Here is a 23,533-nt window from a genome sequence, read left to right on the forward strand (position 1 = left end):
CGCCGGCGCCCGACGACAGCTGTGGTGCCCGGGGTTGCGGCGCACGGCGTTGCGGTGTTCTCTGAATGCTGCGCCACGGTGCGTCCGTCGTGACCGTGCGCGGTGCCCGTCCGGACACCGGTGACCTCTCACTTGTTGGGAAGTGACTCCGGTTGGCTTCGGGCGCGTTCCGCACTGTTCTCCGCCGGCCCGGCGTGCGCCGGCCGACCGCCGGCGCGGTGATCGCATCCATGCCGATCGGCATGCTCAATCTTGCGGTGCTGCTGCTGGTGCAGCGTTCGCAAGGGCGATTCGCGACGGCGGGTCTGGCAGTCGGCATGCTCGGCGCGGGGACTGCTGTCGGCATGGTGGTTCAGGGCCGGTTGATCGATCGGTTCGGGCAGACCTGGGTGCTGCTCGCGGCAACCGGTGCGCAATCGTTCGCGATGATCGGCCTGGTGGTTGCCGGTCGCTCTGGTGCGGTCCCCACGGTGTTGGTGTGTGCCTTCCTGAGCGGTGCCTGCGAGCCGCAGGTGAATGCAAGTCTGCGTGCGTTGTGGCCTGGGCTGGTGCCCCCGCGGTTGCTTCCCGCGGCGATGACCCTGTCGTCCGTGCTGTTCGAGGCACCTGTGCTGCTGGGCCCGCTGCTGCTGACGGCGATCGTGCCGGCCACCGGTCCGGCTGTGGCGATCCTGCTGTGTGCGGTGCTTTTCGCTGCCGGCACCGTGATCCTGGCGACCAGCAGCGCTTCTCGAGCCTGGCGTGGCGAAGGCCGCCGCGATGATCTGGCCGGTGCGCTGGCCAGCCCCGGAGTACGCACGGCGCTACTGTTCGCCGTCGGGCACGGAGTGATCTTCGGGGTGGTCCAGGTGTCGGCTGCCGCGCGCTTCACCGGCTATGCCGGTTTCATGTACGCGGCAGTTTCCGCCGGCAGCCTTTCGGGGGCCATGCTGGCCGGCACCCGGCTGCAGGGCGGTCGTCCGGCCGTGCGGATGGCCGTACTGACGGTCCTTTGTGCGGTTGCGCTCGGTGCGGCATCGCAGGCGGCCACGCCCGTCACGTTTGCTGTCTCGCTGCTCGCCCTCGGGAGCTGTCTCGGCCCGGCGGGCGTGCTCGGATACAGCCTGGTCGGACGTCTGGCTCCGCCCGGTCACACGGTCGAGGCGTTCACCACGATCACCGCGGCCGGGCTGGGCGCCGTGGCCGTCGGTGCATCCGTGGCGGGCGCGGTGGCGGACCGGTTCGGCACGGCCGATGCTCTCCTGGCTACCGCGGCGGGGGCTCCACTGCTGGCGTTGCTGCTGATCGCGCGGCGACGCTCGTTGCCTCCAGCGGGATGCTGACACGCGCGACGGAAGAACTGCCGGATGTGTTCTGGTTCATAACCGGGGCCGCCTTGACTTTCGTTCCGGTAATAAACAAGCATCGATTGCGCGTGGGTCCCGCGGATCATTGATCCGGCGTGGCGGACTTCGCCGAATTCATCCATGCGCCGTCATCGAGAAATGTCGTGGCTGGATCCCGGAAGTGCGGAAATGCCGCCTTCTGAACCGCATTGCCGACGATCGAGGAGAGACGTGTCCGAAACGATGAGGGTTGTGCAGACCAGCGCTGTCGGGGGCCCCGAGGTGTTGCGCCTGGCCGAGGTTGACCGGCCCGTGCCGCTGCCGACGGAGGTGCTGGTCAAGGTGCACGCGGCCGGGGTCAACCCGGTCGACTGGAAGATCCGCGCGGGGGTCTTTCCGCCCGGTGGGCTGGGGGAGCCGCCGTTCGTGCAGGGCTGGGACGTGGCCGGTGTGGTGGTGGACGGGCCGCGGGTCACCCGGTTCGAGCCGGGCGACGAGGTGTACGGGCTGCTGTGGTTCCCGCGGCAGGCCGGTGGCTACGGCGAGTACGTGACGGCGCCGGCGCGTCAGCTGGCCCGCAAGCCGGCCGGATTGTCGTTCGTGCAGGCGGCGGCGCTGCCGCTGGCCGGGCTGACCGCCTGGCAGACGCTGGTCGAGGTGGCCGACGTCCGCCCTGGTCAGAACGTTCTGGTGACGGCCGCGGCCGGTGGTGTCGGGCACCTGGCGTGCCAGCTGGCCAAGCATCTGGGTGCCGAGGTGACCGGTACGGCCTCCGCGGGCAAGCACGACTTTCTCGCCGGGGTGGGCGTGGATCACGCGGTCGACTACCGCACGGCCGAGGTCGGGTCGGTGGTGCGTGACCAGGACGTGGTGCTCGACCTGCTCGGCGGGGCGAACACCGCGCCGCTGCTGGCGACGCTGCGGCCGGGCGGCCTGCTGATCACCGTGATCGGCCGGCTCGGCGACGATCTGATCGCCGCCGCGCAGCAGCGTGGCGTACGGGTGAAGTCGTTTCTGGTCGAGCCGGACCGGGTGGGTCTGGAGGCGCTCAGCGCCCTGGTCGAGTCCGGTGCGCTGCGGGTGCACGTCGACCAGGTCTTCCCGCTGGCCGAGGCGGCCAAGGCGCACGCGGTCGGCCAGGGCGGCCGGACCACCGGAAAATTGGTGCTGAACGTCGTCGAATGAGCGTCGAGCCGGGCGGGGTAGCCGATCAGCTACCCCGCCCGGCGGCCTCTTTTTGAGTCGTTGACCCATTGTCCGAATGCCCTTTACGGTGCTCCTCGAAGCATTAAAGAAGCGACGTCCACCATTTTCGGTGAGTCGCTCGGACGGGTATTTATAGTCGGGGGAGTGGGTCGGCTGTGCGAGTCCTGGTGACCAGTTGTCCCAATTACGGACATCTTTTTCCGATGGTTCCGCTGGCGTGGGCGTTGCGCAACGCCGGCCACGACGTGCTCGCCGCGGTGCCGGCCTCGCTGGTTGCGGCGGCGGTCGGCGCGGGTCTTCCGGCGATCTCGATCGGTGACGTGCTGATCCAGTCGGCGCACGACGATCCGGCGCCGGCGCACCAGAGCCAGACGACCGAGGCCCTGGTCGAGCACGTGCTCGAGTTCTACGTGCCGCTGGCCGAGGCGAGCGTCGACAAGGTCCTCGAGACGGCCCTGGCCTGGCGCGCCGACCTGATCGTGCATCCGTCCTGGGATTACGCCGCGCCGCTGGCCGCGGCCGCGCTCGGCATTCCCTCGATCCTGCACAGCTGGGGCCTGCTGCCCCCGCCGGAGATCGATCTGGCGGCGTTCGACGCGCTGGCGGGCCTGCGCGGCAAACTCGGCGGCGACCCGGTCGGGGATCCGCGGTGGATCGATGTCTGCCCGCCCGGGCTGGCCGTGCAGTCGCCGCCCGGCGCCCTGCCGATGCGCTACGTGGCCTACAACGGATCGGTGGAGCTGCAGCCCTGGCTGCTGCGGGAGCCGGAACGCCCGCGCATCTGCGTGACGCTGGGCAACATCCCGATCCTGGGTGAGCACAACGATGTGGTCTCCACGGTGATCGAGGCGCTGGCCGGCACCGAGGTCGAGCTGGTGGTCGCGGCGGCGGATCGGCTCAGCGTCGGCACCGACCTGCCGGGCAACGTGCGGGTCGAGCGCCGCCTGCCGTTGCGCCAGCTGCTGCCCACCTGTGCGCTGGCCATCCACCACGGTGGCGCGGGCAGCACGATGGCCTCGATCGTCACCGGCCTGCCGCAGCTGGTGCTGCCGCAGATGTGTGTGCAGTACCAGCACGCCCAGCAGATCGCCGCGGTCGGCGCCGGCGAGTGGCTGGCCCCGGCGCAGGTCGGCGTCGACAGCGTGCGCAGCGCGGTGCGGCGGCTGCTGGGCGATCCGGCGCCGGCGCAGGTCTCGCGGAGTCTGCGCGACGAACTGGCCGAGCGGCCCGGCGTCGCCGCGGTCGCCGCCACCGTGGCCGCGCTGTTGCCCGCGGCCAGTCCCGTCACTGTCTGAACGCCCGCCCGAGCCAGAGGAGATTCCGATGATCGAGGACGGATATCAGGACGTCCTGGAGGCAGTCCGCAAGTACCACCAGACCGCCGATGTGCAAGAGCAGTTCGTGCCGGGCGTCACCCCGCTGCTGACCGGTGGCGCGGTGCTCGACGAGGACGACCGGGTCGCGCTGGTCGAGGCGGCCCTGCAACTGCGGATCGTGGCCGGTCCGGCCAGCCAGCGCTTCGAGCGCGAGTTCGCCCGCACGCTGGGTCTGCGCAAGGCCCACCTGACCAACTCGGGGTCGTCGGCGAACCTGCTCGCGGTGACCAGCCTGACCTCGCCGGCGCTGGGCGAGCGGCGCCTGCGCCCCGGTGACGAGGTGGTGACGGTCGCGGCCGGGTTCCCGACCACGGTCAATCCGATCCTGCAGAACGGCATGGTGCCGGTCTTCGTCGATGTGGAGCTGGGCACCTACAACACGACACCGGAGCTGGTGCAGGCGGCGATCACGCCGCGGACCAGAGCGATCGTGCTGGCACACACGCTCGGGAACCCGTACGCCGCGCAAGAGATCAAGGACATCAGCGCGGCGCACGGACTCTGGCTGGTCGAGGACAACTGCGACGCACTGGACTCGACCTACCGCGGCCGGCTGACCGGCACGTTCGGTGACGTGTCGACGTGCAGCTTCTACCCCGCGCACCACATCACCACCGGCGAGGGCGGCTGTGTGACGACCAACAATGTGCGCCTGGCCCGGGTGATCGAGTCGATCCGGGACTGGGGCCGCGACTGCTGGTGCCCGCCGGCCGAGGACGACACCTGCCGCCGGCGCTTCGAGTGGACGATGGGGACCCTGCCGCCGGGCTACGACCACAAGTACACCTACTCGCACATCGGCTACAACCTGAAGTCCTCGGACCTGCAGGCCGCTCTCGGTCTCACCCAGCTGGCCAAGCTGCCGCGGCTCAGTGAGGCGCGCCGGCGCAACTGGAAGCAGCTGCGCGGCGCGCTCGAGGGCACCCCGCACCTGCTGCTGCCGCAGGCCACCGAGGGCAGCGATCCGAGCTGGTTCGGGTTCGTCATCACGATCGCGCCGGGCGCGCCGTTCGAGCGCGGCGAGCTGGTGGCTTTCCTGGAGTCGCGGCGCATCGCCACCCGGCTGCTGTTCGGCGGCAACCTGACCCGTCATCCGGCCTACCGCGACGCCGAGTACCGGATCAGCGGTGAGCTGACCAACAGTGACGTCATCACCGAGCAGACGTTCTGGGTGGGCGTACACCCGCGGTTGACCGCCGAGATGGTCGACTACATGGCCGAGAGCATCCGGGCGTTCGCGAGCTCGCCGTCGATGGTGTGAGCGGCGCCGCTCAGCCCGCGGCCGGGTCCGGGGTCGCCAGCCGGCGGGCCGCGGTGATCAGCGACTGGCGTTGCTGGGCGCGCTCGGCGGCGCTGTCGCCGGCGCCGCCGGTGAGCATGGCGATCACCTGGGGTGCGGCGAACCACCACGCGGCCAGGGCGATCACCATGAACACCAGGTGGGCGGTCTCGATGTCGACGGCGAGCCGGCCCTGGCTCTGGCCGGCCGCGAAGGCCTCGACCTTCTCCCGGTAGTAGCGGGTGCGCTCGGCGTGCCCGGCCGTGGAGCCGGTGTAGGTCAGGCCCTCCCAGTGCAGCAGCCGCACCAGTTGCGGGTGCTGCAGGTGGTAGTCGAAGACCAGGCCGGCGAACTCGCCCACGTCCTGGTCGCGCACCGACGCCAGCGGCACGGCCTTGGCGATGCGGGCCAGTTCGTCCTGCAGCACCAGCTCGAAGAGCTTTTCCTTGTCCCCGAAGTAGTGGTAGAGCCGCTCCTTGTTGACCCCGGCTCGTCGCGCGATCCGATCCACCGTCGTACCGGAGAGGCCGTGTTCGGCGAACTCCTCGGTAGCGGCTGCCTGCAGCCGCCGACGGGTCTCAGCAATGTCCCAGGCCATCTCCGAACTCTAACTCCAACGGTGTCGTTGACAGCCGCTCAGGTGCGTCTCTAGGCTAACTCCAACGTTGGAGATGGAATTTTGTTCGGGAGGCCGGCCGATCGATCCAGGAGTGATCCCAGTGAAATCGCATCGAAGGTCTCTGCTCAAAGGCGCGGCGGCCAGTGGCGGCGCCGTCGTCGCCGGGCTCGCGGGTCTGCCGCGGGCCGGACAGGCCGCGCAGCCGGGCGGGCCCACCGCCGGCTCGGCGCGCGCGTTCGCCGATCCGGTCCAGCGCGCCGCGGCCGGGCGGGCGCTGCGGATCGAGGCGGCGGCCCGTGACTACCCACACCGCTTCCCGGCGCACCCCGACAACGGTGACGAGCAGGCCCATCCGTACCTGGCGACCTACACCAAGGGGTTGCCGCACAACGAGCTCGGCGAGGTGCAGCACCAGGCGCACGACGCGCTGCTGCACGCGCTGGCCACCGGTGAGCCCGCGCAGTTCGCCGCGGTGCCGGCCGGCGCCGCCAACGCGCGCAAGCAGCTCGGTCCGCAGGGCGCCTTCTCCTTCGAGCTGATGGGCGCCGACACCCACGGCCTGGTGGTGCCGCCCGCGCCGGGCGTCGCCGGCGCCGAGACCGCCGCCGAGCTGGCCGAGCTCTACTGGCTGGCCCTGCTGCGCGACCTGCCCTTCACCGAGTACGAGGGTTCGTCGCTGGCCGCCGAGGCAGCCGGTGATCTGTCGCGCTACGCGGGCTTTCGCGGTCCGCGCAGCGGTGGCCGGGTGACCCCCGGCACGCTGTTCCGCTCCGGGCTGCCCGGTGCCGAGGCCGGGCCGTTCATCTCCCAGTTCCTGCTCAAGCCGGTGCAGTTCGGCATCTCACGCATCCCGCAGCTGCACGACACGGTGGCGCCCGGGGTGGACTACCTGGGCTCGTTCGCCGAGTGGCTCGCGGTGCAGAACGGCGCGAACGTGGCGACGGTGCGCGACTTCGCCCACCAGCGGTACGTGTTCAACGGCCGGGACATGGCCCACTACACCCACTTCGACGTGCTCTACCAGGCGTACCTGTTCGCCGCCCTGATCCTGCTCGGCTCCACCGACTACCCGGCGAGCCTGCAGGACGCGGGCAACCCGTACTTCCGGTCGGCGAACCAGATGGGCTTCAACTCCTTCGGTACCCCGCATCTGACCAGCCTGCTCGCCGACGTGGCGATCCGGGCCATCAAGCACACCGAGTTCCAGCAGTTCAAGGTGCACCGCCGGATCCGCCCGGAGGAGCTGTGCGGGCGCGTCGACGTGCACCTGCGGCAGGGCCGCTACCCCGGGCTGGTCCACGACGACCTGCTCACCTCGCCGGTGCTGCAGCGCAGCCGCGCCAAGTACGGGTCGTACCTGCTCACCCAGTCGTTCCCGGAGGGCTCGCCGATGAGCCCGGCCTATCAGAGCGGGCACTCCACGGTGGCCGGCGCCTGCGTGACGGTGCTCAAGGCCTGGTTCAACGAGTCGTACGTGCTGTCCGACCCGGTGGTGCCCGGGCCGGACGGGACGAGTCTGGTGCCGTATGAGGGAGCCGACCGCGACCGGCTCACCGTCGGCGGCGAGCTCAACAAGCTGGCCGGCAACATCGGTGCGGGCCGCAGCTCGGCCGGGGTGCACTACCGCTCCGACAACGCGGCCGCCTTCACCTTCGGCGAACAGATCGCCATCGACCTGATGCGCGAACAGCGTGCGCTCTACCTGGAGAAGAGCGCCATCACCGTCACCCGCTTCGACGGGACGACGGTGACGATCTGACCGTGACACGGCGGATCGCGACACCACCACAGAAGGAGTAAGACAGTGCGTCGACAGTTGCTGGGCACGCAGGGCCTGGAGGTCTCGGCCCTGGGCCTCGGCTGCATGGGGCTGACCTTCGGGTACGGCACCATCGGCGAGGACCGGGCGATCGCCACCGTGCATCGTGCGCTGGACCGCGGGATCACCTTCTTCGACAGTTCCGATCATTACGGGCCGAAGACGAACGAGGTGCTGCTCGGCAAGGCCCTGGCCGGCCGGCGCGAGCAGGTGCAGCTGGCCACGAAGTTCGGCACCTACTCCTGGGAGCAGCCGCCGCGGGTGCCCGACGGCCGGCCCGAGCACGTCCGGGAAGCCGTCGACGCTTCCCTGACCCGGCTCGGCACCGACTACATCGACCTGTACTACCAGCATCGGGTCGACCCGCAGGTGCCGATCGAGGAGACGGTCGGCGCGATGGCCGAGCTGGTCACCGCTGGCAAGGTTCGCTACCTGGGGCTCAGTGAGGCCTCCGGGGAGACGATCCGCCGGGCCCACCGGGTGCACCCGATCGCGGCGATCCAGCCGGAGCACTCGTTGTGGAGCCGGGAGGTGGAGGCCGAGGTCGTGCCGGTGATCCAGGAACTCGGCATCGGTTTCACGCCGTACGCGCCGCTCGGGCGCGGATTCCTGACCGGTGCCATCAATTCGCTGCAGGACCTGGCGGAAAATGATTTCCGGCGGGTCGCACCCCGTTTCCAGGGGGACAATTTCGCGCACAACTGGGAAATGGTGGAGCGGGTCAAGACGGTGGCCGCGCGCCACGATGCCACGTCGGCTCAGGTCGCCCTGGCCTGGGTGCTGCAGGCCGTCGAGGGGTCGGTCCCGATTCCGGGCACCACCCGCCCGGAGCGGATCGACGAGAACGTCAAGGCGCTGGACCTGGTGCTCAGCGACGACGACCGCAAGCTGCTGGAAGCCGACTTCGAGGCGGCCGGCACGCGGTGGCCGGCGCCGATGATGGCGTTCGTGAACGGCTGACGACTCGCGTCGGAAATGGGCGGGTCACCGGATGGAACCGGTGGCCCGCCCGTTCGGCTTGCCGTGTGCGAATGCCGCCGGGGTAGCCGTTCGGCTATCCCACCGGGAGTCTCCCCAAAGGCGAACTGATAGTCATTGTGGCCGATCGATCGTCACCGGTAATTTTTCCACGAGGCGCTCGACGATTTCGACACCTTGGGGAGTTCGTAGTGAATGATTCATTCCTGGACCGACTGAAACGCTTCGACGCGGCCGATGCCGTGGTCTTCGACCAGCCGGCCAGCTATACCGAGTTGCTCGACGCCGTGCGGAACTGGCGGGAGTTCCTGAGCGCGCACGGCGTGCGCGCCGGTGACGTGGTGACGCTTGAGGGCTCGTCGTCGCTGCATACCTGCGCGGGGATGCTGGCACTGATCGACCTGGACACCGTGGTGGTGCCGCTGACGAGTCTGCCGGCGGCCAAGCGGGCCGAGTTTCTGGACGTGGCCCAAGCCGAGGTAACCATCACGGTCGACACGACCGGCGAGCGGGTCCTGCAGCGCACCGGCCGGCGCGCCGACCACGAGTGGTACCGCAGGTTGCGCCAGGCCGGCCGCCCGGGGCTGGTCCTGTTCAGCTCCGGGACCACCGGGCGCAGCAAGGCCTCGGTCCTGGACTTCGGCAAGGTCCTGGCCCGCTACGGCGAACCCCGGCGGGCGCAGCGGATCCTGTCGTTTCTCAACCTCGACCACATCGGGGGCATCAACACGCTGTTTCACACCCTCAGCCAGGGCGGCGCGGTGGTGACCGTCGCGCAGCGCACCCCGGACAGCATCTTCGCCGCCATCGCCGCCCAGCGCGTCGAGGTGCTGCCGACCACGCCGACGTTTCTGAACATGGTGCTGATCTCCGGGGCGCTGGAGCGCTACGACACCTCGTCGCTGCGCCTGATCACCTACGGCACCGAGCCGATGCCGCTGCCGACGCTGCAGCGGCTGCGCGCGGCCCTGCCGCAGGTGCGCCTCAAGCAGACGTACGGGCTCTCCGAGGTGGGTATCGTGCCGACCCGGTCCCGTGACGACGGCACGCTGTGGGTCAAGCTCGGGGCCAGCGCCGGGTTCGCGTACAAGATCGTCGACGACATCCTGTGGGTGAAGTCGGACATGGCCATGCTCGGCTATCTCAACGCGCCGGCGCCCTTCGACGACGAGGGCTACTTCAACACCCAGGACGTCGTCGAGGTGGACGGGGAGTACGTGCACATCCTCGGGCGCCGTTCCGAGATCATCAATGTCGGCGGCGAGAAGGTGTACCCCACCGAGGTGGAGAACGTCCTGCTCGAGGTGCCCAACGTCGCCGACGCCACGGTCAGCGGGCAGCCCAGCCCGGTCACCGGCATGGTGGTCAAGGCCGTGCTGCGCCTGGCCGAGCCGGAGGACCCGCAGGCGGTGCGCGCCCGGGTGCGCGCGCACTGCCGCAGCCGGCTCGAACGCTTCAAGGTGCCGCAACTGATCGAGGTCTCCGGCGCGGACCAGCACTCGGAGCGGTTCAAGAAGATCCGGGTGGCGCGGTGAGCGCGCCCGACCGGCCCCGTACGGCGCTGATCAGCGGCGGCAGCCGGGGTCTCGGGCTGGCCGTGGCCGAGCGACTGCTGGCCGAGGGCACCCGGGTGGCGACCTTCAGCCGCTCCAGCACGCCGGCGCTGGAGGAACTGCGCGACAAGTACCCCGACGAGCTCTGGTGGTCGCCGGCGGACCTGCGCGACACCGGCGAGCTGCACCGGGTGGTCGCCCGGGCGGCCGAGCACTTCGGCGGCCTGGACATCCTGGTCAACAACGGCGGCCTGCTGCATCAGGAGCTGCTGCTCACCCACGCCACCGCGCGCGTGGAGGAACTGGTCGCGGTGAACCTGGTGGCGCCGATGGTGCTGGCCCAGGCGGCGGCCCGGGTGATGAGCCGCACCGGCGGCGGCGCGATCGTCAACGTCTCGTCCATCAACGCGATCCGCGGCTTTCGCGGCGTCTCGGTCTACGCCGGCGCCAAGGCCGGCCTGGACGGCTTCGGCCGCAGCCTGGCCCGCGAGCTCGGGCCGCTCGGGATCCGGGTCAACTCGGTGGTCCCCGGGTTCTTCGACACCGACATGACCGCCGCGGTGAGCGCGCAGAACCGCGAGCGGATCACCCGCCGTACCCCGCTGGGCCGATTGGCCTCGGTCGCCGAGATCGCCGAGGTCGTGCTCTTCCTCTGTTCCGCACCCTCTTCGTTCATCACCGGTCAGACGCTCGTCGTCGATGGAGGCATCACATGCTGAAGATCACTGAGGTACGCGCCGCGGTCGTCGCCGAGATCGAGGCCCTTCTCCTGGAGGAGGACGAGGACACCGCGCAGGTGCGCGGCACGGCCCGCCTGCACGACATCGGCCTCAACTCGCTGATGCTCGCGCGGCTGATCGTGCAGCTGGAGGGCGTGGTCGGCGGCGACCCGTTCGTGGCCGGGCTCGCCGAGATCGCCGACGTGCGCACCGTCGACGACCTGGTCGCGGCGTACGAGCGGGTGGCCGGCGCGCTGGGCGTACCGGTCGGGAGCCCGTCATGACCGCGGCGGTGGGCATGCTGCTGCGACTCGACGACGTGGACGACTACCTGGGCCCGGCGCACGGGCGTTTCTTCGCCAGCGGGTACCGGCGGGCGACGTACGGCGTCCGCGGTGTTGATGTCAATGTCGGTGGGCCCGGGACCGGTGGCACGAGCGCGCGCGTCGACGTCGCCTACCCCAGTGACTGGTCGCGCAAGGCCGACGCCGATCTGCGCCCGCACCTGAGCACGATGGACATGCTGGTGCTGGGCGCGCAGCTGAGCGAGGCGCACCTGACCCAGGCCTACGGGCTGGACGCGACGATGCAGCGCCAGGCCTGGATCCGGAAGGTGACCCTGCGCGCCGGCAGTGAGCCGCAGGAGGAGTTGACCGGCCTGGCCGGGTCGGCGGAGCTGATCGGCTGCGCGGCCTCCGGCGACGGCACCGCGGTCTCGACCTATCAGAGCCGGATCGGGGCGATGAGCGCGCGCTACGAGATCGTGCACCCGGTGGCCCGCCACGACGCCTCCGGCGGCCGGTTCGACGACCTGAGCGCCGTGCTCGGCGATGCCGGCGACCGGTACTACGGCGAAGGCTTCCAGGCGCAGCGGCACCGCATCGAGAACGTCGAGGTGGATCTGGCCGGCCTGCGCTCCACCGCCCGGGTCACGCTGGAGCAGACCGGGCCGCGGCGCCCGAGCGAGGGGCTCGAGGGCGACTACCAGCCGAGCTGGTCGCTGCTGGACTGCTTCGTGGTCAACCTGCAGCTGGCCCAGATCATGATGTACGAACTCGACAGCCTGCGCCGCCAGGACAGCAACACGCTGTGGATGGTCAAGACCGTGCTGCGCGCCGAGCGGCCGCAGCGGCCGATCGCCGGGCCGGTCACCACCCAGGCGGCGGTGACCGGCAAACACCTGGTCGACCTGCGTGGTGGCCGCTGGCGTGAGGTCGCGGTGACCGCCAACTGCGCCGGCGTGGCCCTGCGCGCGTCCTTCGCCCATGAGCTTCCCGCAGGCAACGTCGCCGCGTCGTGAGCACTGCCCACCACAGGAGAGTGTCAATGAAGATCGCCGTGTCAGGTACCTATTCGTCCGGCAAGACCCGGACCGTGATGGCTCTGTCGCACTACACCGGAGTGCCGCGCACGCTCGCCAAGGCGATCCGGGAGATCATGCCCGAGGCGGTGCCCGGCAAGGCGCTGGCCGAGGTCACCCCGGCCGAGTTCGTGCAGCTGATGATGCGCCGGCACGTCGGGCGGGCGGTGCACGAGGCGCTGCTGGGCGAGCGCTTCATCTCCGACGGCTCGTCGTTGCAGGAGTGGCTCTACGGCGCCGCGCGGGTGCTGCACGGGATGAACCCGAACGCCACCGCGGCGGGCGGTGTCGCGCCGGCGACCAGTGCGGCCGAGATGGCGTTCTTCGAACAGGTCGTGGCGCAGTTCGGGTTTGCCTTCAAACAGCACGTTAAGAAGACCTACGACTCTTTCGTCCATTTACGACATGAGTTGCCCATCGCCGACGACGGGCATCGGCCGATGAACGAGAAGTTCCGCTCGACCATCGATGAGATGCTGCTCACGACGCTGCAGGAGCTCGACATCCCGGTGTACGTCGTGGGCGGCTCCTTCGAGGAGCGGCTGGACCGGATCGTCGAGATCTTCGCACTACCGACAGTGATCAGTCGGGAACAGGCCATCGAGCGCGCCAATGCCGACTACGCAGCCCTCGATCTGCGCCTGGAGAAGGAGCGTGCGCGAAGCGTCGCGGTCTGAGCGATAACGGATTGTGAAGCCGGCCGGGAAACCGGTCGGCTCCGGGCCGCCCCGATCACGGGGCGGCCATTCGTGCGTGCCGGAAACGGCGCGTCGCGATGGCGCCGGCCCTTCTTTCGGCGGAAATGTTTTCTCGTAGACTCCGGGTCTGATGCTGATCGATGGTGGTGCGTTTTCGTATCCGCCGTCGACGGGGGAACAGTGACTGCGGGGAAACTTTCTTGAGTGAGCAAATATCGCGATTGCATCCATCTCTCGATCATCGTCCGGGAAATGATCTCGCGGTGGTCGTCTCGGTGGCCAACGAGTTGCAGCGCCTCGGTATCGGACGCCTGGTGGAATCGCTCGGTCCGCGGTTCCGGGTCCGCACCGAGCCGGACCTGCCGCGGGCGCTGCGCTCGGCGGTGGCCGATGCGTCGAGCGTGTTGATCGTGGCGCTGCCGGACGTGCTGGTCGACGCGGGGCGGGCGGTGTCGGCCGCGACGGCGGCCGGGGCGAAGGTGCTGATCCTGTTCGAGGGCGACGACCCGCGCCGGCTCACCGAGCTCTCCCAGGCCAGGAGCTGCGGATATCTGGACGTGGGGGAGCTGGACGCGGCGGCGGTCGGCGAGGCTCTGCTACGTACCCGGCGCGGGGAGATCGTCATTCCGCCGGCGCTCGCGGCGAGCCTGCTGGCCGCGGTGCGCGAGCCGCCGCCGGCCGCGCACCCGGTGCGGATGACCCCGCGCGAGCGGCAGGTGCTGCATCTGCTCGTCGGGGGGCTGAGCAACAAGCAGATCGCGCGCCAGTTGGAGATCTCCGAGCACGGTGCCAAAAGGATTGTCGCCAATATTATGGCCAAGATGGATTGCCCCACTCGCACGCTGGTCGTTTCCAAAGCCATTAGGATCGGCATGCTGCACGCCCCGGGTACGGAAGCCTGAGGGGTCACCGTAATGCCGCAATACTTCGATCATGTTTTTAACTACATGTTCACGGAATGGAGCCTCCGGAAACAGGGGCGGCGGCTAGAGTCGACGACGGTGAATGGGTTTCTTCCTGTCGGGGCGCCGGATTCGGCGGAAGGTGCGTCGGCGTCGTCGTACCTTCATCGCGCGGACCTAGCGCGGGCTTCGGCACCTGAAAGACGGGGTGTAAACAATGCATTCATTAGATGAGGACACGCCGGGTGTCATCGTCGGGTTACGCAACGAGCTGCGCCGCGCCGGGCTCGGACGGATGCTCGACTCGGTCGGCGGCTCCGGGTCGTACCGGCTGATCGGCAGCCTGCACCAGGCCATCGACGCGGCCGCCGCGATCGCCTCGGCCATCCTGATCATCGCACTCGGCGAGCTCGACCCCGCCGACCTGGCGCTGCTGATTCCGCTGGCGTCCTCGGTGCGGATCCTGACCCTGGTCGACGACACCGAGCTGCACCTGCTCGGCCCGCTCGCCGGGCGCAGCACCGGGGTGCTTCCGCTGGCCGATCTCGACACCGAAACCCTGCGCGACGCGGTGCGCCGCGCCGAGCGCGGCGAGTTCTCCATGCCGCAGCGCATCGCCGTCAAGCTCGTCGCGCAGCACCGCCCGGCCGGTACGCCGACGCCGCTGCCGAGAATGACCACGCGCGAGGAGCAGGCCGCTCAACTGCTGGTCGACGGCCTGACCAACAAACAGATCGCCCGCCGGCTCGGCATCTCCGAACACGGCGCGAAACGACTGCTGGCCAACGTCATGGCCAAGCTCGACTGCCCGAACCGCACGCTCGCGGTCGCCAAACTGCTGCAGGACCGCAGCCCCGAGCCCGCCCTGCAGCACTGAGAGGAATCCGGATGACGTTCGTGTCCACCGAACAGGCCCGGTTGGTGACCGAGATCGCCGAGGCGCTGATCGATCGCGACGAACAGGTCGCGATCGCCGAGAGCAGCACCGGCGGCCTGGTCAGCGCCTGCCTGCTCACCTATCCGGGGGCGTCGCGGTTCGTGGTCGGCGCCGGCGTGCTCTACAGCTATCCGATCCGCGAGGCGCTGCTCGGCATGGGCGAGGCCGAGCACAAGCCGTACGGCGGCTCCACCCCGGAGCTGGTGCTGCGCCTGGCCGAGCTGTTCCGCGACCGGGTCGGCGCGCAGTGGGGCATCGGCGAGGGCGGCGCGGCCGGGCCGGCGCTGAGCCCGTACGGGCATCCGGCCGGATACACCGCGCTGGCGATCGCCGGGCCGGGGACCATCCGTACCGAAATCGTGGAGACCGGATCCGATCAGCGGGCGCAGAACATGTCGGCGTTCACCACCGCACTGCTGGATCTGTTCGCCCGCACACTGCGCGAGACCACGTGAGCCCAGAAGGAGAACCCATCGTGACCGCACCGGCCGACCAGGACTCGCCGCAGCTGCGGGGCATGCGACTGCTGAGCGAGATCGCCGGTACCGAACGGCCGGCGATCCTCGACGCGCTCGCGCCGATCGCGCCCGACCTGGGCCGCTACATCGTCGAGTTCGCCTACGGCGAGGTCTACCACCGGCCCGGTCTCAGCCTGGCGACCCGGCAGCTGGTGACCGTGGCCGTGCTGGCCGCGCTCGGCACCGCGGGCCCCCAGTTCGGCTTCCACGTCAACGGCGCGCTGAACGTCGGCTGCGACCCGCACGACATCCTCGCGAGCGTGCTGGAGTCGGCCGCGCCGGCCGGCGACGCGGCAGTGATCAGCGGGTTGACGGTGACGCTCGATGTTTTCGACGCTCGCGGGATCACCTCGGTGTCCGCCGCTGCCGGGGCGCCGGTCGTGGCGCTCGCCGGGGCACCGGAGCTGGGCCGGCGCCTGGCCGACCTCGGCTTCGGCGGCCGTGACCTCGAAGCGCGCACCCGGGCGCTGATCGGCATCGCGGCGCACGGGGTGCACGGCCCCGCCACGGCGCAGGGCCGCGCCCAGGTGCGCGAGCTGCTGGCCAGTGGCGGGCAGGCGCAGGAAGCGGTGGAGGCGGCGATGCAGATCGCGGTCTACGCCGGCTTCCCCGCGGCGATCAACACGATCACGGTGATCGGCCAGACCCTCGCGGCAAGCGCGGCCGAACCCCGGGCCTGAACCCGCGTCGACAAAGCCGCCGGGATCAGATCAAGACCATTGAAACCGACAAGCTCGCTTTGGTACGTCGATGCCAATCGGTGCACCAGAGGTTGGTCCTCAAAGGCGAAGTGGCGTCCCGCTCGCCATCCGGGCGATCGGGGTTCTCGTCAGGGTCCGGCCCACCCCGGGAGGTGGGCCGGACCGTGGTTGCCGGCGTCGGTCAGGAGCGGTGCATCGCGAACGCGCGGTTGTTCCCGTCGGCCGATACGGTGTTGCCGACCGACCAGAGCTCGCTCGCCGAACCGGGCACGGCGGTGATGCCACGCAACGTGGTCGAGCCGGCCGGGCCGGTCGGGACGGTGGTGTCCTGAGCCCACGCCGTGCCGTTCCAGTGCAGCACGGTCCCGGGATCACCCGGGCCGCCGACCGCCCAGACACTCGTCGGCGAGTTGGCGGTGACCGACGCGATCCCGCCGTTGCCGATGTTCGGCAGCGTCGTCAGCGACCACGTGGTGCCGTTCCAGTGCATCGCGATCGGCCGGGGCGGCTGGAAGCCGGAGATGTCGCTGGTGCCGCCGACCGCCCAGGCGTCGTTGGCCGAGATCGACACGACGCTGTTGAGAACCTGGGTGGTTCCGGCCGGGGTCGCAATCGCCGGGTTCGGGCTGGGCACGACCGTCCAGGCCGAGCCGTTCCAGTGCATGGTGAGCGTGAACTTGTTGGCGTTGGTGCCCTGCGCGCCCTGGGTGTAGCCGACCGCCCAGATGTCGTTCGCGGACCGTGCCGAGATCCCGGTCAGCGTGGTGCCGACGAACGTGTTGCCGGCCGGCACGGTGGGAACCGGTGCCGCGATGATCGTCCAGGCAGATCCGTTCCAGTGCTCGATCAGCGCCCGGTTGGCCTCGCTGCGCCCGACCGCCCAGACGTTGCCGCCGCCCAGGTTGGCCACGCCGAACAGGATCGACTTCGACCCGCCGGTGGTGGCCGGGACCGGCACCAGGCTCCAGGCCTGCCCGTCGTAGTGCGCGGTGATCGGGTCGGTGTGCGCGAACCCGGTCATGTTGGTGGAGCCGACCGCCCAGACGTCGTTCGCGGCCGAGGCGGACACGGCGTTCAGATTCTCGTTGAACCGGACGACGTTGGGCGTGGGCAGCGCCGTCCACGCCGTGCCGTCCCAGTGCTCGGCCAGGATGGCCGAGCCGTCGTCGTCGTTGGCCCGTTCGAAGGTGCCGACCGCCCACGCGTCGGTGCCGGTCCGGGCGGTGACGGCGCGGAACACGTTGTTGAACGGCACGCCGTCCGGCACCTGGTCCGGGGTCGGTGTCGCGACCCAGGCCGGTGCGGCGAGCGCACTGCCCGCGGTCAGGGCCAGAACGGCGGCGACCGCCGGGAGCACCACGGCGAGGCGCGGGCCGATGGCTGATTTCATGGTCTTGTCTCCTCTCCTGGCTCAGCCCACGACGCGGAAGGCGATCGAGGACGACTGCCCGGTGGTGCTCTCCCACTGGCTGCCCACCGCCCATTCGGTGGTGGCGTCGGCGGTCGTGATCGCGCCGAGCGTGGGAACGCCGACGCCGCCGGTCACGGTCACCGCGGTGACCGTCCATGTGGTTCCGTCCCAGTGGGCCAGGGCGGGCTTGCCCGGGTCGTCGGAGGCTGCCCCGGTGACCCAGACGTCGGTGGCGGACCGGGCGGTCACTCCACCGAGGTTCACCAGCGGCGGCGCCGCGACGGTGTGCCACGAGGTGCCGTCCCACCGTACGACCAGAGCCGCGCCGCTGGTGCCGACGCCGACCGCCCACACGTCCGTCGCCGAGAGCGCTGCCACGTCGTAGAGGAAGGTGCTGCCGTTGTTGGGGCTGGCGACCTGGGTCCAGGCCGTGCCGTCCCAGTGCAGGATCTGCGACTGCCGGACCCGGTTGCCGTACGGCAGGTTCAGCGAATATCCGACGGCCCAGACGTCCCGGGACGAGACGCCGTCGACCGCGGTCAGGAAGTTGGTGCGGGTGCCCGCGCTGGGTGTCGGCACGGCGCTCCAGGAGGTGCCGTCGTAGTGCATCGCCAGGGTCTTGCGGAACGTCGAGCCGGCGGAGGCCGTCTGCCCGACCGCCCAGGCGTCGCTCGCCGAGAACGCCTTGACCGCGGCGAGCTCGGTGTCCGTGCCGGCCGGCTTGGGCAGCGTCTGCCGGCTCCAGGCCGTGCCGTTCCAGCGCAGCGCGACGGCCGACTTGGCCCCGCCGCTGGCCGCCGTCGTGTTGCCGACGGCGATCGCCGACCCGGCCGAGGTCGCGTCGACCCCGCTCAGGTCGGCCCAGCTGTTCGCGCCGCCGCCGAGCAGGTCCGGACTCGGGAACACGCTCCATCTCGTACCGTTGAAGCGCTGGATCATTCCGTTGCCGTCGCCCCCGACGGCCCACCCGTCGGACGGCGAGACGGCGTCCACCCCGAGGAACCCGCCGAAGAAGCCGGTCGACGCCACCGGTACCTGGGTCGCGGTGGCGGCCCACGCGGGACCACCGGTCGCGGCCACCAGGCCGAGGGCCACCGCCGAACCGGCGGCGGCCATGAGTGTCTTTCTCACGTTTCCCCCTTACGTTCGATAGCCGGACGGTGCCACCGCGCGCTGAAGGGAGCCTGACGCGGCGCTGAAACGCCCGCGGCCGTCGTGCCCGGTTCGGGCCGCAGGGCACCTGGCCGCTGCCCGGCGTCACCATGGGGTGCAGCCACGGCGCCGGGATCAGATCAAGACCAGCAAAACCGACAAGTTCGCTTTGGTACGTCGATGCCAATCGGTGCACCTGGCGCCAAGTCCGATGGAGAACTCACATCACGCTCGGCCGGCCCCGATCAAACGGAAAGACCGGACCGCTCACGCGCCGAGTCCACGACGCCGAAGCTCAGAACGGATGTCCGACGACGACCTCAGCCCCGCAATCGGCATGGAGAAGCGCAGTCGATCACCCCGGCACTTACGCAACGGACGACGGCCACGGCGGTCAAGGCGCATCACGCGCGATTCGTCAGCGGAACCTACGACAACGTCGAGCATCGCGACGGGCCACACCCACCGGACCCGGGCACTGGTCACGGCCGCATAGGGCACCACGACCACATCGCGCCGCTCAGCAGCCAGCTCGACCCAGTCGCCGCCGAACCTCAACCCAGCCGGGCGCGCGCGGGAGAACAGCAGGGAGAACACGGCGAAGAGAATCGTATAGACAGTTACAAAAACGGCAGCGTTGATGATGACGAGGTTGCCCGGCCCGCCGACGGGTGCCGGAAGCAGCAGGGACACGGACTCCGACCCGACCACACCGACTACCGCCCCGACGAAGCCCATCGCGGCTGCCGCGACCAGGTAACGCCACGGCGACCACCCGAACACCACATCACCCTGCACGGGGGCGTCGCCGTTCACCATAGGCTGATCATGGCAGCGGCTGCTGCGCCGATGCCAGACCAGATGGTCAACCCAACAGCGCCGCCGTCAGCGGAGTATTCGGCGCCCTTCGCGTCGTACGCCTTCTGCGACGTCGAATCCCAAGCCTCGACAGTCTTCGCGATGTTCTTGACGGTCACGTCGACAGGCAGAACTCGCCTTGCGCTTTTCGCCCGAAGTCGGTGCTGCCGACTCGCGACACATCGCAGTGCATCTCCGTGACCGTGAACTCGAACTTGCCGTCCTTGCTTGGCTTACCCCACTGGCCGGCGGCAGCGGTCAGTCCTCGATCTCGATAACCAGGTCGCCGCCGTTGATCCCCGCATACAAGCCGGCCTGCCGAGTCAGCACCCACCGGCCGGCCTCCATCGCCGCCGACGCGGCCGAAGCGGCATCAGGGCGGCCCACGATGTCCTGTGTCATCGAGTGTGCCCGCCACGACCACGGTTCGTCGGACACGATCTTGACCGCCGGATGGGTCACCAGGTAGTCGAGGCGGTCCAGGTCGGTGATCGCGGGCAACGCCGCGGACAGGCACAGGAACGGCATACCGGCGGCTGCGGCCTCAGCGTCAACTTCGACGAGCATTTCACCGACATGCACCGAGCCGCGGCAGTAGTCCACCACCGCGGACGTGTCGAGCACGATGCGAATCGGCCGGTAGCTCACGTGGTGCGCGGGCCGGTGAAACCGAGCCGTCGCCGGGTCGCCTCGAACGCCTCCGGGTCGCGGCGGGCTTTCGCTTCGTCGAGCTTGCGCCGGGCGCGGGCGCGGCCTTCGTCGGTGACGTGGATGCCGAGGCGGGCCAGGCCGTCGACCAGCGTTTCGTTGGTGCTGGCGTCCTGCTCCATGCCTTCGAAAGTAGCCGTTCCGGCATATCGGGTACACCAAGCGCCGGCGCTTCGAGGGCGAGATGCGAGATGGCCTATTCCGGTTGATCCTCTGCCGGCACAAACCCGCAGTCGACGTACACCACGTTGCCGGGCGCACCCCACGGCCCCGGATGGATCTCGTAATCGCAGACGAGCTGTAGTTCAACGAAATCGCCGCTGGTGTGGATGGCACCGGGGATCAGGGCGGTGTACCGCTCGCCGCCGCTGAGTTGCTTTCCGGCCGCTTGCGGGTTGAGCTCGCAGCGTTCCTTCCAATGCTCATAGGCTCGCTGTACCTCGCCCGAGGGCGGGCCGACATGCTCCGGGAACCCTTCGAGTTTCCACAGCCTGTCCGAGCCACTCATCATGGAGCCTCCCTGGCAAGGTGCAGCGGATTGGCACGTCAGCTGTTGCGGGCCCCCCACGTTGCCAGTTGCTTGCGGGTGGGCCGCTCGTCGGCCGGATCGTCGGTCTCGTCGGGCCGGGTGAACCAGTCCCGCAGCCAGGCCCATTCGATGCGAGGCTCTGATGGGATTTGCATGGCGGACTTCCAGGGGGCCGACGCGAGGACCAGGGTGCGCAGGTCGGCGGGGGAGAGGTCCGCGTACCGGGTCAGGACGCCCAGGATGGTGTTCACGGCGCCGGCATCAGGCGGCTCGAGTGCATCCGGCTCGACGCCTACGTCGTCAAGGTCTACGCCTCTGTCGGTGGCGAAGAGGGCTTCGGCGAACAGTGCGTCGCCGCCGAGGGCGAGGTAGTGGCCCTGGCAGAAGTAGAGCAGCAGGTTTCGTTTGGTGTCGGACAGACCCGGGCGGTTGATCTCTATGGTCTTGATGACGGAGTGGATGCTCGTGGTCATCGGCGGACGGTATCGCCACGTGTCGCCGAGGTCAGTCCCTCGATGCGGGGCTGTTATTCCAGTTGGCATGATCCCCTCCGCACCGTAGTCGCGAGAAATACTCACCGTAGTGGGTCCCGTGGCTGAGTCTTGTCCTCGATCTGACAACCCATCGATGTTCATCACGCAGCCGCCCTGGTGGCCGCCAGTGGATATTCGCGGACCCGCAGGTGGGCATTCCATCTGGTCAAGTCGCTACCGTGATCCCGACGCTGCGGCCGCAGAATGGCCCGGTTCGTCAGGACAACGTTGGCGCTCGGGCAGCGGCACCGTCTGTTCCCGCCCGCCCCGGCTCCACCTTGGCCGGGTTGGTCAATGATTGCCGGGTGGATCAGGCGTTTGCCCCGATGGGCAGGGCAACTGCGTGCGTCCACTCGTACATCCGCCGGTCCCGGTGAAAGTGCAGCAACTGCACGCGATCGAGGGTCACGGTGACCGGATCGAGGATCGGGAGGGCCGCGGCGATCGGGCTTGCCGGTTGCGGCCGGTTGGCGTAGGCGACGCTGACGTGTGGCGTGTAGGGCTGCGCCGGTTCGAGCGCTCCGACGATCCCGGACACCGCTGCCCGCACGATCTCGCGGATCGCGACGATCGCGCCGGCCGGCTCGACCGGCAGATACACGGCCTCGGGCCGGACCACCGCGCTGCCGAAGGTCACCACGGGGCGCTCGACTCGCCCCAGCCCGGCGGCGACCGCGTCGATGACCCGGCGCACCTGCTCGTCCGAGACTTCGTCGACAAAGCCGATTCCCTGCATCGTGAGGTGCAACCACGGCGCGGGGATGAGATCAAGACCATTAAAACCGACAAGTTCGCTTTGGTACGTCGAGACCAATCGGTGCACCAGAGGTTGGTCCTCAAAGGTGAAGTGGCAGGCGTAGAAGTGGCGTCCCGCGCGCCATCCGGGCCGCCACCACCAGTGATCACGCATCTGCTCGGCATGCTCGACGGTGTCGTCCATGGGTCAGCCGCTCCCTCAGATGTCGGAGAGGCCGGCAGCGTCCGAGGCGATCAGCTCGATACGATCGGCCGGCGAGATTGATTCGGACACCATGGCAGACGCCTGGCATCACGGTGCGGGAACTGCCGGCGCCTCCGACTCAGCGGTTCGCGGGAGATCGGGCCGCAGTTCGCCGAGCTATTCCTTCTCGTCCTCGTGAACCCGGTTGGGTCGGTTGGCGGCCCACTGCCGCACGTCAGAGGTCCGCCAGATCCGGCCCACAGATAGGTGGGCCATCGGGGCGGGAAAGTCGGGGCGTTCAACGAGTACTGCCACGCGCTGGCGGGACACGCCGAGGTAGTCGGCGATTTCAGCGGCGGCCATGACGTCGTCCATCGAACCAAACCTTGCCGCCCACGGGTCTTGGCGCAACACGGTGCGCAAAATCGTTGAGGCCGGTGCACCGGTCCTGGCCGCGTTCGTTGAGCGGCGCGAATGATTTGCTGCTGTTGCCGGTTGTTTTAGCAGCGCGAACGGTCACCAGAAGGTGGTGTTGGGCTGTTGGGGCTGTGTCGGGAAACTGGTGGCCAACCTGTTGGCGCTGTCGGGTGCGGTGTCGGCTGGGTGTGCGCGGATGGTGGTCTCGCACCGGCGACGGGCCGGGGCTGGATTCCATTCGTGAGGTTGGGATGTCTGGTGAGAGGTGGCCGTCGTCGCCGCTGGACGCGGCGCAGAAGGCGTTTTCGCTGCTGGTGATACCGCCGACGGTGCTGCTGTACGACACCGGCGGGATCGACGGGGTGGTGCCGTTGGATCGGCTTCGGGGGCTGCTGCTGAGCGCCCGGGCCGAGGCGGCAATGCGCGATGTCGTGTGGCGGGACCTGGTGCTGCGGGCGCGCGAGGACGGCCCGGGATGGGTGATCGGCGCGGTCGGCGTGGCGATGCCCGGGCTGCGGCGCGCGGCCGGGCGCCTTGCCGCCGGCTGGGCGGGCGACCGTGAGGATGTGGACGCCGAGCTGCTGGCCGGGTTCGTGGCGGCGCTGCCGAGGGTGGACCTGGACGCGCCCCGGATCTGCGGCCGGTTGATCGATGCCGGGGTTCGGGCGGCCCGCAAGGTCCGTGACGCGCAGGCGCAGCAGCCGGTGAGGATCACGGGTGTCCCCGGGCCGTCGGCTCCGGCGCGGGCTGCGGATCATCCCGATTTCGTGCTGGCGCGGGCGGTCGCCGCGGGCGTCGTCGACGCGGACGAGGCGAATCTGATCGCCGCGACGCGTCTCGAAGGCGCCACCCTGGCGGTGGCGGGGGAGCGGCTCGGTCTGCCGGCCCGGCTGGCCTCGGCGTGGCGGGCGCGGGCGGAGGTCCGGTTGCGGGAGGCGATCCGCGACGGCGAGCTGGCGTTCGTGGCGCTGCAACCGCGCCGGCCGGCGGCGTGA

At 69.7% G+C, this 23,533-nt stretch carries 27 protein-coding genes; 16 read left to right on the forward strand and 11 right to left on the reverse strand.

What is annotated here, in order from left to right; genetic code table 11:
- The first annotated feature begins 218 nt into the window (after window positions 1-218).
- The 4 genes from L3i22_RS19445 (at window position 219) to rfbH (ending at window position 5,168) form a co-directional block, all read left to right on the forward strand.
- Window positions 219-1,322: an MFS transporter gene (locus L3i22_RS19445; RefSeq protein WP_255658399.1), complete on the forward strand. Its 1,104-nt coding sequence runs from the start codon at window positions 219-221 to the stop codon at window positions 1,320-1,322.
- Window positions 1,323-1,568: 246 nt separating this feature from the next.
- Complete coding sequence (locus tag L3i22_RS19450) at window positions 1,569-2,510, forward strand: NADP-dependent oxidoreductase (RefSeq protein ID WP_221328375.1); 942 nt, start codon at window positions 1,569-1,571, stop codon at window positions 2,508-2,510.
- A gap of 224 nt (window positions 2,511-2,734) precedes the next feature.
- Entirely contained in the window at window positions 2,735-3,826 is a 1,092-nt protein-coding gene (locus L3i22_RS19455) for a nucleotide disphospho-sugar-binding domain-containing protein (protein WP_221328376.1), read from the forward strand.
- A 28-nt stretch (window positions 3,827-3,854) separates the two neighbouring features.
- On the forward strand, window positions 3,855-5,168 hold the full coding sequence (gene rfbH, locus L3i22_RS19460; protein ID WP_221328377.1) for a lipopolysaccharide biosynthesis protein RfbH: 1,314 nt from the start codon (window positions 3,855-3,857) through the stop codon (window positions 5,166-5,168).
- A 10-nt stretch (window positions 5,169-5,178) separates the two neighbouring features.
- On the opposite strand, the gene L3i22_RS19465 is transcribed toward rfbH, so the two are convergent.
- Window positions 5,179-5,784 (reverse strand): TetR family transcriptional regulator, encoded by a 606-nt coding sequence (locus L3i22_RS19465; RefSeq protein WP_221328378.1) that lies wholly within the window; start codon window positions 5,782-5,784, stop codon window positions 5,179-5,181.
- A 121-nt stretch (window positions 5,785-5,905) separates the two neighbouring features.
- On the opposite strand from L3i22_RS19465, the gene L3i22_RS19470 reads away from it, so the two are divergent.
- From L3i22_RS19470 to L3i22_RS19520, 11 genes are all read left to right on the forward strand, one after another.
- Complete coding sequence (locus L3i22_RS19470) at window positions 5,906-7,564, forward strand: phosphoesterase (protein ID WP_221328379.1); 1,659 nt, start codon at window positions 5,906-5,908, stop codon at window positions 7,562-7,564.
- 45 nt (window positions 7,565-7,609) lie between these two features.
- Window positions 7,610-8,584, forward strand: a complete 975-nt coding sequence (locus L3i22_RS19475; RefSeq protein WP_221328380.1) for an aldo/keto reductase — start codon at window positions 7,610-7,612, stop codon at window positions 8,582-8,584.
- Between the two features lie 209 nt (window positions 8,585-8,793).
- Window positions 8,794-10,137 (forward strand): class I adenylate-forming enzyme family protein, encoded by a 1,344-nt coding sequence (locus tag L3i22_RS19480; RefSeq protein WP_221328381.1) that lies wholly within the window; start codon window positions 8,794-8,796, stop codon window positions 10,135-10,137.
- Window positions 10,134-10,874 carry an SDR family NAD(P)-dependent oxidoreductase gene (locus tag L3i22_RS19485; RefSeq protein WP_221328382.1) on the forward strand — a complete coding sequence of 247 codons (741 nt, stop codon included), beginning with the start codon at window positions 10,134-10,136 and terminating at the stop codon, window positions 10,872-10,874. The genes L3i22_RS19480 and L3i22_RS19485 overlap by 4 nt, the downstream gene beginning before the upstream one ends.
- Complete coding sequence (locus tag L3i22_RS19490; protein ID WP_221328383.1) at window positions 10,868-11,158, forward strand: phosphopantetheine-binding protein; 291 nt, start codon at window positions 10,868-10,870, stop codon at window positions 11,156-11,158. The genes L3i22_RS19485 and L3i22_RS19490 overlap by 7 nt, the downstream gene beginning before the upstream one ends.
- Window positions 11,155-12,174 carry an AvrD family protein gene (locus L3i22_RS19495; RefSeq protein WP_221328384.1) on the forward strand — a complete coding sequence of 340 codons (1,020 nt, stop codon included), beginning with the start codon at window positions 11,155-11,157 and terminating at the stop codon, window positions 12,172-12,174. The genes L3i22_RS19490 and L3i22_RS19495 overlap by 4 nt, the downstream gene beginning before the upstream one ends.
- Window positions 12,175-12,200: 26 nt before the next feature.
- Window positions 12,201-12,911, forward strand: coding sequence for an AAA family ATPase (locus L3i22_RS19500; protein WP_221328385.1), 711 nt, complete (start codon window positions 12,201-12,203; stop codon window positions 12,909-12,911).
- A gap of 284 nt (window positions 12,912-13,195) precedes the next feature.
- On the forward strand, window positions 13,196-13,834 hold the full coding sequence (locus L3i22_RS19505; RefSeq protein WP_221328386.1) for a response regulator transcription factor: 639 nt from the start codon (window positions 13,196-13,198) through the stop codon (window positions 13,832-13,834).
- Between the two features lie 217 nt (window positions 13,835-14,051).
- The gene (locus L3i22_RS19510; protein ID WP_221328387.1) at window positions 14,052-14,711 is read left to right on the forward strand and encodes a LuxR C-terminal-related transcriptional regulator; all 660 of its coding nucleotides are present in this window, start codon (window positions 14,052-14,054) and stop codon (window positions 14,709-14,711) included.
- A gap of 11 nt (window positions 14,712-14,722) precedes the next feature.
- Window positions 14,723-15,226: a CinA family protein gene (locus L3i22_RS19515; protein ID WP_221328388.1), complete on the forward strand. Its 504-nt coding sequence runs from the start codon at window positions 14,723-14,725 to the stop codon at window positions 15,224-15,226.
- Between the two features lie 20 nt (window positions 15,227-15,246).
- Window positions 15,247-15,969 carry a carboxymuconolactone decarboxylase family protein gene (locus tag L3i22_RS19520; protein ID WP_221328389.1) on the forward strand — a complete coding sequence of 241 codons (723 nt, stop codon included), beginning with the start codon at window positions 15,247-15,249 and terminating at the stop codon, window positions 15,967-15,969.
- Between the two features lie 202 nt (window positions 15,970-16,171).
- Here L3i22_RS19520 and L3i22_RS19525 read toward each other — a convergent pair whose 3' ends face one another.
- The 10 genes from L3i22_RS19525 to L3i22_RS19570 form a co-directional block, all read right to left on the reverse strand.
- A complete protein-coding gene (locus L3i22_RS19525) occupies window positions 16,172-17,380 on the reverse strand; it encodes a hypothetical protein (protein ID WP_221328390.1) in 1,209 nt (402 codons plus the stop codon).
- A 21-nt stretch (window positions 17,381-17,401) separates the two neighbouring features.
- On the reverse strand, window positions 17,402-18,532 hold the full coding sequence (locus tag L3i22_RS19530; RefSeq protein ID WP_221328391.1) for a hypothetical protein: 1,131 nt from the start codon (window positions 18,530-18,532) through the stop codon (window positions 17,402-17,404).
- A gap of 288 nt (window positions 18,533-18,820) precedes the next feature.
- Window positions 18,821-19,372, reverse strand: coding sequence for a hypothetical protein (locus tag L3i22_RS19535; RefSeq protein WP_221328392.1), 552 nt, complete (start codon window positions 19,370-19,372; stop codon window positions 18,821-18,823).
- Complete coding sequence (locus L3i22_RS19540) at window positions 19,366-19,530, reverse strand: DUF4352 domain-containing protein (protein ID WP_221328393.1); 165 nt, start codon at window positions 19,528-19,530, stop codon at window positions 19,366-19,368. Before L3i22_RS19540 ends, L3i22_RS19535 begins: the two co-directional genes overlap by 7 nt.
- A 139-nt stretch (window positions 19,531-19,669) precedes the next feature.
- Complete coding sequence (locus L3i22_RS19545) at window positions 19,670-20,035, reverse strand: hypothetical protein (protein WP_221328394.1); 366 nt, start codon at window positions 20,033-20,035, stop codon at window positions 19,670-19,672.
- Between the two features lie 20 nt (window positions 20,036-20,055).
- The gene (locus L3i22_RS19550; protein ID WP_221328395.1) at window positions 20,056-20,241 is read right to left on the reverse strand and encodes a hypothetical protein; all 186 of its coding nucleotides are present in this window, start codon (window positions 20,239-20,241) and stop codon (window positions 20,056-20,058) included.
- A 74-nt stretch (window positions 20,242-20,315) separates the two neighbouring features.
- The gene (locus L3i22_RS19555) at window positions 20,316-20,627 is read right to left on the reverse strand and encodes a hypothetical protein (protein ID WP_221328396.1); all 312 of its coding nucleotides are present in this window, start codon (window positions 20,625-20,627) and stop codon (window positions 20,316-20,318) included.
- A gap of 38 nt (window positions 20,628-20,665) precedes the next feature.
- Window positions 20,666-21,121, reverse strand: coding sequence for a hypothetical protein (locus tag L3i22_RS19560; RefSeq protein WP_255658404.1), 456 nt, complete (start codon window positions 21,119-21,121; stop codon window positions 20,666-20,668).
- Between the two features lie 370 nt (window positions 21,122-21,491).
- On the reverse strand, window positions 21,492-22,121 hold the full coding sequence (locus L3i22_RS19565) for a 2'-5' RNA ligase family protein (RefSeq protein WP_221328398.1): 630 nt from the start codon (window positions 22,119-22,121) through the stop codon (window positions 21,492-21,494).
- A gap of 177 nt (window positions 22,122-22,298) precedes the next feature.
- Window positions 22,299-22,496 (reverse strand): AlpA family transcriptional regulator, encoded by a 198-nt coding sequence (locus tag L3i22_RS19570; protein ID WP_255658405.1) that lies wholly within the window; start codon window positions 22,494-22,496, stop codon window positions 22,299-22,301.
- Between the two features lie 293 nt (window positions 22,497-22,789).
- On the opposite strand from L3i22_RS19570, the gene L3i22_RS19575 reads away from it, so the two are divergent.
- The gene (locus L3i22_RS19575) at window positions 22,790-23,533 is read left to right on the forward strand and encodes a hypothetical protein (protein WP_221328399.1); all 744 of its coding nucleotides are present in this window, start codon (window positions 22,790-22,792) and stop codon (window positions 23,531-23,533) included.

Origin of the sequence: Actinoplanes sp. L3-i22 (assembly GCF_019704555.1) — a bacterium.
Taxonomy (GTDB): domain Bacteria; phylum Actinomycetota; class Actinomycetes; order Mycobacteriales; family Micromonosporaceae; genus Actinoplanes.

Bases quoted from the DNA above. Each gene is read 5' to 3' on its own strand.
- L3i22_RS19510 (WP_221328387.1), top strand. From the start codon at position 14,052: ATGCATTCATTAGATGAGGACACGCCGGGTGTCATCGTCGGGTTACGC.
- L3i22_RS19495 (WP_221328384.1), top strand. From the start codon at position 11,155: ATGACCGCGGCGGTGGGCATGCTGCTGCGACTCGACGACGTGGACGAC.
- L3i22_RS19535 (WP_221328392.1), bottom strand. From the start codon at position 19,372: ATGGTGAACGGCGACGCCCCCGTGCAGGGTGATGTGGTGTTCGGGTGG.
- L3i22_RS19555 (WP_221328396.1), bottom strand. From the start codon at position 20,627: ATGAGTGGCTCGGACAGGCTGTGGAAACTCGAAGGGTTCCCGGAGCAT.
- L3i22_RS19450 (WP_221328375.1), top strand. From the start codon at position 1,569: ATGAGGGTTGTGCAGACCAGCGCTGTCGGGGGCCCCGAGGTGTTGCGC.
- L3i22_RS19560 (WP_255658404.1), bottom strand. From the start codon at position 21,121: ATGACCACGAGCATCCACTCCGTCATCAAGACCATAGAGATCAACCGC.
- L3i22_RS19490 (WP_221328383.1), top strand. From the start codon at position 10,868: ATGCTGAAGATCACTGAGGTACGCGCCGCGGTCGTCGCCGAGATCGAG.
- L3i22_RS19515 (WP_221328388.1), top strand. From the start codon at position 14,723: ATGACGTTCGTGTCCACCGAACAGGCCCGGTTGGTGACCGAGATCGCC.
- L3i22_RS19455 (WP_221328376.1), top strand. From the start codon at position 2,735: ATGGTTCCGCTGGCGTGGGCGTTGCGCAACGCCGGCCACGACGTGCTC.
- L3i22_RS19570 (WP_255658405.1), bottom strand. From the start codon at position 22,496: ATGGACGACGTCATGGCCGCCGCTGAAATCGCCGACTACCTCGGCGTG.
- L3i22_RS19465 (WP_221328378.1), bottom strand. From the start codon at position 5,784: ATGGCCTGGGACATTGCTGAGACCCGTCGGCGGCTGCAGGCAGCCGCT.
- L3i22_RS19565 (WP_221328398.1), bottom strand. From the start codon at position 22,121: ATGGACGACACCGTCGAGCATGCCGAGCAGATGCGTGATCACTGGTGG.
- L3i22_RS19525 (WP_221328390.1), bottom strand. From the start codon at position 17,380: ATGAAATCAGCCATCGGCCCGCGCCTCGCCGTGGTGCTCCCGGCGGTC.
- rfbH (WP_221328377.1), top strand. From the start codon at position 3,855: ATGATCGAGGACGGATATCAGGACGTCCTGGAGGCAGTCCGCAAGTAC.
- L3i22_RS19550 (WP_221328395.1), bottom strand. From the start codon at position 20,241: ATGGAGCAGGACGCCAGCACCAACGAAACGCTGGTCGACGGCCTGGCC.
- L3i22_RS19500 (WP_221328385.1), top strand. From the start codon at position 12,201: ATGAAGATCGCCGTGTCAGGTACCTATTCGTCCGGCAAGACCCGGACC.
- L3i22_RS19575 (WP_221328399.1), top strand. From the start codon at position 22,790: ATGTCTGGTGAGAGGTGGCCGTCGTCGCCGCTGGACGCGGCGCAGAAG.